Annotated in this window: 10 protein-coding genes and 2 pseudogenes; 5 read left to right on the forward strand and 7 right to left on the reverse strand. The window is 40.1% G+C overall.

The features are described from left to right. A pseudogene (locus ACEWB7_RS16460) lies at window positions 1-155 on the forward strand (pyridine nucleotide-disulfide oxidoreductase); the annotation flags it as partial. A gap of 247 nt (window positions 156-402) precedes the next feature. Here the strand turns inward: ACEWB7_RS16460 and ACEWB7_RS16465 are convergent. The 3 genes from ACEWB7_RS16465 to ACEWB7_RS16475 form a co-directional block, all read right to left on the reverse strand. Next, window positions 403-657 carry a YfhL family 4Fe-4S dicluster ferredoxin gene (locus tag ACEWB7_RS16465; RefSeq protein WP_159123203.1) on the reverse strand — a complete coding sequence of 85 codons (255 nt, stop codon included), beginning with the start codon at window positions 655-657 and terminating at the stop codon, window positions 403-405. A 3-nt stretch (window positions 658-660) separates the two neighbouring features. Continuing rightward, the gene (yegQ, locus tag ACEWB7_RS16470) at window positions 661-2,070 is read right to left on the reverse strand and encodes a tRNA 5-hydroxyuridine modification protein YegQ (RefSeq protein ID WP_411580970.1); all 1,410 of its coding nucleotides are present in this window, start codon (window positions 2,068-2,070) and stop codon (window positions 661-663) included. A gap of 133 nt (window positions 2,071-2,203) precedes the next feature. Continuing rightward, window positions 2,204-2,614 carry a Cd(II)/Pb(II)-responsive transcriptional regulator gene (locus ACEWB7_RS16475; protein WP_159123205.1) on the reverse strand — a complete coding sequence of 137 codons (411 nt, stop codon included), beginning with the start codon at window positions 2,612-2,614 and terminating at the stop codon, window positions 2,204-2,206. 85 nt (window positions 2,615-2,699) lie between these two features. On the opposite strand from ACEWB7_RS16475, the gene ACEWB7_RS16480 reads away from it, so the two are divergent. The 3 genes from ACEWB7_RS16480 to ACEWB7_RS16490 all read left to right on the forward strand — a co-directional run bounded on the left by ACEWB7_RS16480 (window position 2,700) and on the right by ACEWB7_RS16490 (window position 3,965). Beyond that, window positions 2,700-3,323: a cation transporter gene (locus tag ACEWB7_RS16480; protein ID WP_180105303.1), complete on the forward strand. Its 624-nt coding sequence runs from the start codon at window positions 2,700-2,702 to the stop codon at window positions 3,321-3,323. 249 nt (window positions 3,324-3,572) lie between these two features. Next, window positions 3,573-3,764: a hypothetical protein gene (locus ACEWB7_RS16485; RefSeq protein ID WP_227607384.1), complete on the forward strand. Its 192-nt coding sequence runs from the start codon at window positions 3,573-3,575 to the stop codon at window positions 3,762-3,764. Between the two features lie 18 nt (window positions 3,765-3,782). Continuing rightward, window positions 3,783-3,965: a hypothetical protein gene (locus ACEWB7_RS16490; RefSeq protein ID WP_005236502.1), complete on the forward strand. Its 183-nt coding sequence runs from the start codon at window positions 3,783-3,785 to the stop codon at window positions 3,963-3,965. 67 nt (window positions 3,966-4,032) lie between these two features. Here ACEWB7_RS16490 and ACEWB7_RS16495 read toward each other — a convergent pair whose 3' ends face one another. Further along, a complete protein-coding gene (locus ACEWB7_RS16495; protein WP_411580971.1) occupies window positions 4,033-6,447 on the reverse strand; it encodes a membrane-bound PQQ-dependent dehydrogenase, glucose/quinate/shikimate family in 2,415 nt (804 codons plus the stop codon). A gap of 373 nt (window positions 6,448-6,820) precedes the next feature. Then, a complete protein-coding gene (locus ACEWB7_RS16500) occupies window positions 6,821-7,600 on the reverse strand; it encodes a ferredoxin--NADP reductase (RefSeq protein ID WP_005236496.1) in 780 nt (259 codons plus the stop codon). Window positions 7,601-7,705: 105 nt separating this feature from the next. Here ACEWB7_RS16500 and tsaA point away from each other — a divergent pair, with 105 nt between their 5' ends. Next, window positions 7,706-8,416 carry a tRNA (N6-threonylcarbamoyladenosine(37)-N6)-methyltransferase TrmO gene (gene tsaA, locus ACEWB7_RS16505; protein WP_411580972.1) on the forward strand — a complete coding sequence of 237 codons (711 nt, stop codon included), beginning with the start codon at window positions 7,706-7,708 and terminating at the stop codon, window positions 8,414-8,416. Between the two features lie 102 nt (window positions 8,417-8,518). On the opposite strand, the gene ACEWB7_RS16510 is transcribed toward tsaA, so the two are convergent. Together ACEWB7_RS16510 and ACEWB7_RS16515 are read right to left on the reverse strand one after the other, a co-directional pair. Then, window positions 8,519-9,511, reverse strand: a complete 993-nt coding sequence (locus tag ACEWB7_RS16510) for a hypothetical protein (RefSeq protein WP_411580973.1) — start codon at window positions 9,509-9,511, stop codon at window positions 8,519-8,521. Between the two features lie 53 nt (window positions 9,512-9,564). Next, a pseudogene (locus ACEWB7_RS16515) lies at window positions 9,565-9,668 on the reverse strand (IS5/IS1182 family transposase); the annotation flags it as partial.

Below are 9,668 nucleotides of genomic sequence, written 5' to 3' on the forward strand. Positions count from 1 at the left end.
TTGTGATTAACGAGCGCAACGAAACCAATGTGAAAGGTGTATTTGCTGCAGGTGACTGTACCACTGTTCCTTACAAACAGATCATCATCGCGACTGGTGAAGGTGCCAAAGCATCATTATCTGCCTTTGATTACATCATTCGCTCTGGTCAGTAAAAAAAAGAGCACCTGGAATCCCCACATTCCAGGTGCTTAATCTCAAACACCTATTATTATTTTCGCTTTATAGGAACTCAGGATGCTAACACCCGGGTTCCTTTTTTTAGTTATTGTTAGATCAGCCAAAAGCGTCCCCAATCGCTTTTAGCTGTTCCTTTCCTCTGGACAGTTTTTGTTTTCAACCCTTATTTTTATCTTTCCCCAAGGTTGTTCTTAGATGAAGTCATCAGACTTCATGCATCATTCAAGCTTTGAACAGATTCAAACCTTTAAATTTCTCCATTAACTGTTCTTGCGTTTCCCGATGCTCGGGATGCGGCACAATGCATTCAATCGGACAGACGGCAATACAGGTTTGATGATCATAGAAACCCACACACTCGGTACAACGATTGACATCAATTTCATAAAACTTCTCGCCCTCATAAATTGCTTCATTTGGGCATTCCGGTAAGCACATATCACAGTTGATACATTTATCGGTAATCAAGAGCGCCATTTTTTAACTCGCCTGATAAGCCAATGAAGAGGCTGAAATGTCTACAGATGATGATGGCAGATTACGGATCAGCAGGGCATACTGCATATCGACATCTGCTGGTATTGGAATTTCAACGATATGACCTGAACCTTTAGCATCTTCAATCAGATTGCCTTGACGGTCTTTGATCTCAGTTAAGGTAAAAGTGATGTTGCCTTTAGTGGTCATCAGCTCTAGTGAGTCACCAATGACAAAACGGTTTTTCACATCAATCTTGATATAGTCACCATTACGCTCTAATACTTCCCCACAGAACTGCTGATGATCGAAACTCGATGAACCATTTTCATAGTTTTGATATTCACTATGTACATGACGGCGTAGGAAGCCTTCGGTATAACCACGATTCGCCAGACCTTCTAATTGAGTCATCAATGAAGGGTCGAATGGCTTACCAGCAAGCGCATCATCAATGGCTTTACGGTAAATCTGCGCAGTACGCGCACAATAGAAATAAGATTTGGTCCGACCTTCAATTTTCAGGGAGTGTACGCCAATCTTGGTCAGGCGTTCCACATGCTGTACAGCACGCAGGTCTTTGGAATTCATAAAATAAGTGCCGTGCTCATCTTCTTCAGCAGCAAACATATCTTCGTCATTACGTTGCAATAACACGGGTTCATCAAACTGATGTTGTACTTGCATATGTGACTCATCAGCATCTTTTGAACAACAGCCGGAATCAATATTTTTAACCGGGATCACATCGCCCGTTTCATCTTCCTTGGCATCCAGTACTTGGTATTCCCAGCGGCAGGCATTGGTGCAGGCGCCCTGGTTGGCATCGCGTTTGTTCATATAGCCAGACAGCATGCAGCGGCCAGAGTAGGCCATGCACAACGCACCATGTACGAACACTTCGATTTCGATATCTGGAACTTGCTGTTTGATTTCTTCGATTTCTTCGATGGACAGTTCACGTGACAAAATTACGCGAGTAAGTCCCATATTCTTCCAGAACTTTACAGTTGCCCAGTTCACAGCATTGGCCTGTACAGACAGGTGAATGTCCATGTGCGGGAAATGCTCACGCACCAGCATGATCAGACCAGGATCGGACATGATCAGCGCATCTGGCTGCATTGCCACGACTGGTTCAAGGTCACGAATAAAACTTTTCAGTTTGGAGTTATGTGGCTGAATATTCACCACGACATAGAATTTTTTGCCAAGCTTATGCGCTTCTTTGATGCCGATCGCCAGATTGTCATGGTCAAATTCATTATTACGAACACGCAAGCTATAACGCGGCTGGCCGGCATAGACTGCATCTGCACCATAAGCAAAGGCATAACGCATGTTTTTTAGGGAGCCAGCAGGTGAGAGAAGTTCGGTAACGTGAGAAATGCTCATGATAAAATCGAAAGACATATAAAAAGTACGTCTTTATTCTAGTCATCTAAAATCAGGATTCAACCTAGTAAATAACTCGGAATTGGCATAATTTAACTCAATTTCAAGTTAAAAGATAAACAGTAAACGGTTTAAAATATCCATAAATATTTCAGCTATTTTCAATAGATTCCAGTGTTTTTAAAATCTGGCAATGATTAATCGTGGTTGGGGTATTACAGCTTTCGCGAAGCGCCATTAACTGCTGTTTAAATAATTGTAATTCTTTAATTTTATTTGAAATATCTATAAGGTGCTGATCAATCATCTGGTTAACTTCACAGCAATCCTGTTCAGGATTCTGTTCCAGCTGAATCAGGTATTCAATTTCTTTTAAAGACATGCCTAAAGCACGACAGCGTTTGATAAAAATCAAGCGTTTTAAGGCCTCGTCGCCATAATAACGATACTGGTTACTTGCTCGAAAATTCGGCTGAATCAAACCTCTTTTCTCATAAAATCGAATGGTATCAGTGCTTAAATCAGTTTTCTTGGCTATATCAGAAATCAAATAATGTGACATAAATACCTCAGGCTTGACCTTGGAGTGACTCTATAGTTTCTAATGACTTTATCGCATTCAGGATAAAAAATCATCGGAGAATAATATGGCCTGTAGTTGTAGTCATGAACCCGCGCCGCCCAAACCTAATAGCAAATTTAGAACAGCTTTATGGATTGCATTATTGATTAACCTGACCTTATTTGGTGTAGAGCTAATCGGCGGTGCTTATGCACATTCATCGGCCTTATGGGCAGATGCGTTAGATTTCTTTGGTGATGCTGTGAATTATGGTATTTCTCTGGCGGTGATTGGTGCAAGTCTGTATTGGCGTGCAACAGTTGCTCTGATTAAAGGATTGACCATGGCAGTATTTGGTCTGGTCGTCATTGGCAAAGTAATTTATGCCTTTATGCAAGGTATTCCACCTGAAGCCATTACGATGGGGATCATCGGGGTATTGGCCTTAATCGCAAACGTTGTCACAGCCATAATTTTATATGCTTTCCGGGATGGCGATGCCAATATGAAATCAGTCTGGTTGTGCAGCCGTAATGATGCGATCGGCAATGTGGCCGTCATTTTTGCAGCAGTGGGAGTTTTTGGCACTGGCAGTCTATGGCCAGATGTTATTGTTGCATTCATTATGGCAAGTCTAGGCTTAAGCGCTGGATATCATGTGGTGAAACAGGCTCTAGCTGAACGAGTATTGAAGCATGAGTCAGCCTGATCCTTAATATTAAATTTAATTATGAAAAAGCTGCTGATCAGGCAGCTTTTTATTAGCCTTAAGTCTAAAAAATAGATGAAAAATAAAGCTTTACAAATGCGATAAATTTAGGAAGAATCATGCGCGAAATTTAGAAAAGATTCATATAACTAAACAATTTAAATTTTTTAGTGTTTTTGAGGGGGAGCAATGAGCTTCATAAAACTACTTTCACTTTCAACTATTATACTGATGACTGGGTGTAGTTCTATGGTCGTCACTTATGATGCATCGGGTCAGGTGATTGGATCATGTAAAGCTACACGTGGTCTGCTTTCAACTGCTAGTGCTCATTGTAATGGATCAGGCAATGCAATTGGCGTGAACTACAATACGGTGGATGCCAAGACAGGTTTATTGCCAGTACCACCAAGTCAAAATCAGATTCATTTAGCACCATAAATCTTAGAGGGTAATATCATGAAATTATCAGCACTTATTGCATTAGCAGCGACTATTGTACTAACTGGTTGTGCATCAACAGTGACTACATTTGACTCACATGGCCGTATGATCGGTTCATGCAAAGCAGAAAGCGGTTTTATTATCGGTGGTGGTGCAGGCTGTTCAGGTTCTGCAAATCAGGAAGGTCGCGATCGTTAATTTTTAATGACGATTGCAATAAAAAACCGAAGCCTAAGCTTCGGTTTTTTCTTTATTCATCAAAAAATTATTTTTGATCAGGTAAAGCAAAGGCAATAATATAGTCGCCAACATCTTTAGAATGGCTTGCACCACCTGCAGAAATCACAACATATTGTTTGCCAGTTTTTGGAGATTTATAAATCAGCGGTGCAGCAACAGCAGCAACAGGAAGCTCAGCTTTCCACACTTCTTTACCAGTTTTTGAATCCAGCGCACGTAGGTAATAATCCTGAGTACCTGCGAAGAACACCAGACCAGAAGCGGTTGAAGTAGGACCACCCAGTGTAGGCATACCTAAAGGAATTGGCATATGGGTTTTCACACCTAATGGACCTAATTCTTTGGCTGTACCCATTGGTACTTCCCAAACGACTTTTTTAGATTTTAAGTCGATGGCAGTCATGGTACCAAACGGTGGTTTGTTACAAGGAACACCCAGTTTAGACTGCATGATGTCAATTTTCACACCCGCATAAGGACCAGCCAGTTGTGGACGTACTGTACCCATGAATCCTGGTACTTCGTCAGTTGAGATATGATATTTACTCATATCTTCTTTACGAACCAATGACATACGAAGTGGCATACGCATATCGTTGACGTACATCATGCCAGTAGATTCATCAATGGAGATACCACCCCAGTTGAAACCACCAAGCAGACTAGGCCATTCGATATATGGTTTTTCACCAGGTGCAGTGTATAGACCGTTATAGACAGAATCTTTAAAGTCGATACGACAAGCCAGTTGGTCAAAGGTTGAGATGCCCCACATATCCTGCTCAGTCAATGTTGCATTACCAATTTGTGGCATGCCAACAGAGAATGGTTGGGTAGGAGAAAGTTTTTCACCTTCAGCACCATTGGTGTCGACTGGACGTTCTTCAACTTTAGTGACTGGTTTACCAGTACGGCGGTCAAGAACGAAGATTTGACCCATTTTGGTAGTTTGAATCAACGCAGGCACTTTTTTGCCATGATCATCAGTCATGTCGTAAAGCACAGGTTGTGACGGCAAGTCATAATCCCAGACATCATGGTGAACAGTTTGATAAGACCAAACAGTTTTACCAGTCAAAGCATTTACCGCAACAATGGCAGAGCCAAATTTTTCTTTGGCTCCGTTACGGTCGCCGCCCCAGTAGTCAGGAGGACCATTACCTGTAGGCAAGTAAACCAGATTCAGGTCTTTGTCATAAGTCGGGATGGTCCACATGTTTGGTGTTTCTAAAGTAAAGCCTTTGCCATCTTTAGGTTCACCAACCAGTTCAGGATTACCGACATCCCAAGCCCAAGCCAATTGACCAGTACGAACGTCATAAGCACGGACAACACCAGAAGGTTCACCATGCACAATATCACGTACCCAACCGCCTAATACAGCGACATGACCCGCAATCAGTGGGGTCGAGGTTGGGTGATAACGTTTACTTTGTTCAGTTGGGCCCATGTCATGCAAGACATCGACTTGACCATTCACACCAAACTCAGGACATAAAGCACCTGTTTTGGCGTTCAAAGCAATTAAACGGCCATCAACAGTAGAAGTCAGGATACGTTGTGGACAAGCTTTAATACCCGGTGCTTGTAAGTCTGCTGCAGTTAAAGATTTGTCTTTAGTTGCATCATAGTAACCAACACCACGGCAAGTGATATGCTCTGCAGTTTTTGCATGTGGATCATATTTCCAAAGTGCTTTACCACTGTCACCATCAATTGCTGAAATGATGTTAGTCGGTGTACATGAATATAAAGTACTACCAATTTGAATTGGTGTATTTTCATCGACACCGGCAGAAGTATCACGACCAGTGTGATAAGTCCAAGCCACTTTTAGATCTTTGACATTTTCAGGGGTAATGTCAGTGTACGGTGCAAAGCGGGTACCGTTACCATTACGACCGAAATATTCCCAGTTGTCTGGGTTTTCTGCATTCGGTTTAGCCAGTGCAGGGTCTTGTACGATATCAACAGGATTGAGGATTTTGCCATGTGGGAAGAACGCAGCAATCAGGGCTGCGACACAGGCAAAGAAACCGGCAAAGCCAACAAGATTGGCAGCTTTGATTTTTGCAGCATTGAGTGCTGGCAGGCTTTTGCTTGCCCACATGCTGAGGACAAACAGAATAGTTGGAACCACCAGACGTGGGATATATTGCCAGAAGCTCAAACCTTGAACTTCAGCAATAGACCAGAGGATGGTTGCAATAAAAGTAACAATAGAAAGCCAGAAACCAAAGGCTTTTTTCATCGCATATAAAATGGCGATTGCAACATAGGCAATCCCTGCAATGAGATAATAGCTTGTACCACCGAGGCTGAGTAATTTAGCGCCTTGAATGATCAAGTACAGCGCAACAAGTAAAGTCAGTACGACAACAAAATATCGATAGACTTTAGACCCTGTACGCTCGAGAGAGGAGGGTTGTTCAGTGCTCATACCTTGCCTATAAAAAAACGGCTTGGTTACATAAACGGTGAAACAGGAGAATGGGATCTAAATAGATCGAATTAAAAGTTTACAGAGTTTATGTAACTAAGTCTTTAGCGAGGATAAATCCTCATGAGAAATCAATTACAGTTACATATTCTAACATTTAAGAAGGAATTTTTGACTAAAAAATATAATACAGGCATTGATATTTATCATTTATTTTACTGTTTTAAGTAATTAAATTTTTATAAATACGCTAATTATAAGAAATTTTAAGTAAAGAATAGCTTGGGTTAATTCTTTCAGATTAAGACTTACTGGATATAAAAAACGCATGCTTTAAGCATGCGTTTTAGGATTGCAAAAGAATTTTTGCAGATTATTTTTCTACGAATGCACGTTCAATCACGTAATCGCCCAGAACACCCATACGTGGAGATTCTTTCAGACCGTGTTGATCTAGCAGTGCAGCAACGTCGTCCAAGAATGCAGGAGAACCACAGAGCATTGCACGGTCAGTTTCAGGATTGAAACGGGGTAGTCCGATTTTCTCGAATAATTGACCAGATTCAATCGCAGTGGTTACACGACCTTGCGTATGGAACTCTTCACGAGTAACAGTTGGGTAATACACTAATTTTTCTTTAGCACCCAATTCACCAAAGAATTCGTGGTTTGGAATTTCGTTAAGAATCAAATCTTGATAAGCCAGTTCTGAAATGAAACGTGTACCGTGAACGACGATGATTTTTTCAAAACGTTCATAGGTTTCTGGATCACGGATTACAGAAAGGAAAGGTGCAAGACCAGTACCCGAAGAAAGAAGATACAAGTTTTTACCTGGGTTTAAATCATCAAGAACCAGTGTGCCTGTCGGTTTTTTAGAAACCAGGATTTCGTCGCCAACTTTTACTTTTTGCAGAATAGAAGTAAGAGGGCCATCTGGGACTTTGATTGAGAAGAATTCCAGCTCTTCTTCATAGTTTGCACTTGCAATTGAATATGCACGCATTAAAGGCTTGCCATTGACTTCAAGACCGATCATCACAAACTGACCGTTTTTAAAACGTAATGCAGTGTCACGAGTCGTTTTAAAAGAGAATAAAGTGTCATTCCAATGGTGGACGTGAGTAATCTTTTCGACGTTAAAAGCAGCCATTAAAGGTCTCAATAAGTTATCAAATTAGAACAGGTTGCTATTCTAATCTAAATTCATTCTCTATAAACTGAATATATTTAATTGAGCTTATCAAAAAAAGTGATTATGACCGAACTCACTCTGCCGATTATTGGCTATATGCATTCTCCCTATAAAGAAAAGTTTGGCATCCCGCGTCAACCTAATTTGGTACAGGTTGAAAGCTATGTTGAAATGACCGGCCCATATAATGATTTACTCGCATTTGAAGGTATCGAAGAGTTTAGTCATCTCTGGTTAGTCTGGGAGTTTCATGAAAATAAAAATCAGCAGAGCCAGCAATTTCGTCCGCAGGTTCGTCCACCCCGTTTAGGCGGAAACCAGAAAATCGGGGTGTTTGCGACACGTAGTATGTACCGTCCTGCACCCATTGGTTTATCAGTCGTGAAATTAAATCGTGTCGAAAAAGTCGGTAAAAATGTCCGGGTTTATGTCACAGGAAGTGACCTGTTAGATGGAACGCCGATTATAGACATTAAACCCTATATTCAATATTCGGATGCAGTACCTGAAGCGCAAAGTGGCTACGCGCAAGATGAACCATCACGTAAGTCCGTGATGTGGAGTAAGGACGCTGAACAGCAAAAAAAATTATTATTAGAAAAAGGAACAATATCTGCTCAATTGCTAGAAGAACTTGAAGCCGTTTTATCTCTCGATCCTAGACCGGCATATCAGGATGATGAGAACCGGGTTTATGGAATGAAGTTTGCGGACTTGGATGTGAAATTTAAAGTTACTTTAGCTGATATTGTAGTCGATCAGTTAATTTTTTGAATTTTTAAAATGAAATACTGATTTAAAAATAGGAACCTCAACTAAATTGGAGTCCCTATTTAATATGAATATAAAGCACTCGAAGTACTTTATATCACGTTATTATGAGTATTTTTTAATTTGCTTTCTTAATTCTTCAGATGCAATATTATTAAATAAAGTGCATGCATTCTCTTGTAAAGTTGCATACTCCTGTAGAGCTGGTTTGTCCTGAGCAGATGCTGAATTAACCAGTGCTTTAGATGCGGCTAAAATATTTTTAATATTATATTCTTCTCCAGCTGGATGATAATCAACTTCATAATATTTGCTCTTATATTCAGCTAGTCCCCATTGCTGATCTTCTCTAAGATCTAGATATGCTATAGCATCCTTGAAAGTATGTTTGGCATATTTACTATCTTTTGAAATATCAGCCCATTCAAGTTTCAAATAATCTTGTACATAATCTTCAAGTGAATATTTATATAGCTCAATATATTTTTGTGAGTTATCAATAGTTTGAAATTGAATACAAGTAGATCCGGTAGGGAATATTGAATTAGAAAGTACTCGATAAAAATCTTCCCCTTTTTCTCCCATAGGGTAGGTATCGAGTAAATTATATTTTAAATTGACATAATGCTCTGGACTGAGGACTTGAGCAATATTTTTACCACTAATATCAAAGACCTTGAATGTAAGTGTACTGCTTAATCCTGTGGAATTAATTGGAGAATATGGAACTTGCTTCCAGGTGGTTGCATTAGCCGTAATAGTCCCTTGCAATTTGCCATAGGTCGCATGTGTAGAACCGTGATCATATAATCCATTTTCAGTTAGATAGAAAGTTTCACTTTCATCCCAGCCTGTTGTTTCGTCTACTTTTATATAGATATTCCCTTGATCAAAGGTTAGCTGTTCAATTTCATAATTTAGATCCGAGTCGGAATATTCATCAATATAGAATGATGACCATTGTTGGAAGTCAGGTTTTGTAAGGGTAGTATTTCCAGTTCCAGTTTTACCGCCATTTGAATCAGAAGATGAACCCCCACCACACGCACTTAGCATTAATGTACTGAAAATAGCGAGCGATAAATTTTTTAATTTCATAATAGTCCTTATTAAAATAATTAATTTAAATATTAGATCTCTTGCGAAAGTCGTTATTGCAAGTTCATCCGGTTTACCAGTGCAGCGATTAAGTTAATGCGTAAACCGAATCTTTTCCGTCTATTTCGATAGCGTTCACTTAGTATTCTAAATCTTT

Source organism: Acinetobacter sp. NIOH-H-8 (genome assembly GCF_046635365.1).
GTDB lineage: Bacteria > Pseudomonadota > Gammaproteobacteria > Pseudomonadales > Moraxellaceae > Acinetobacter.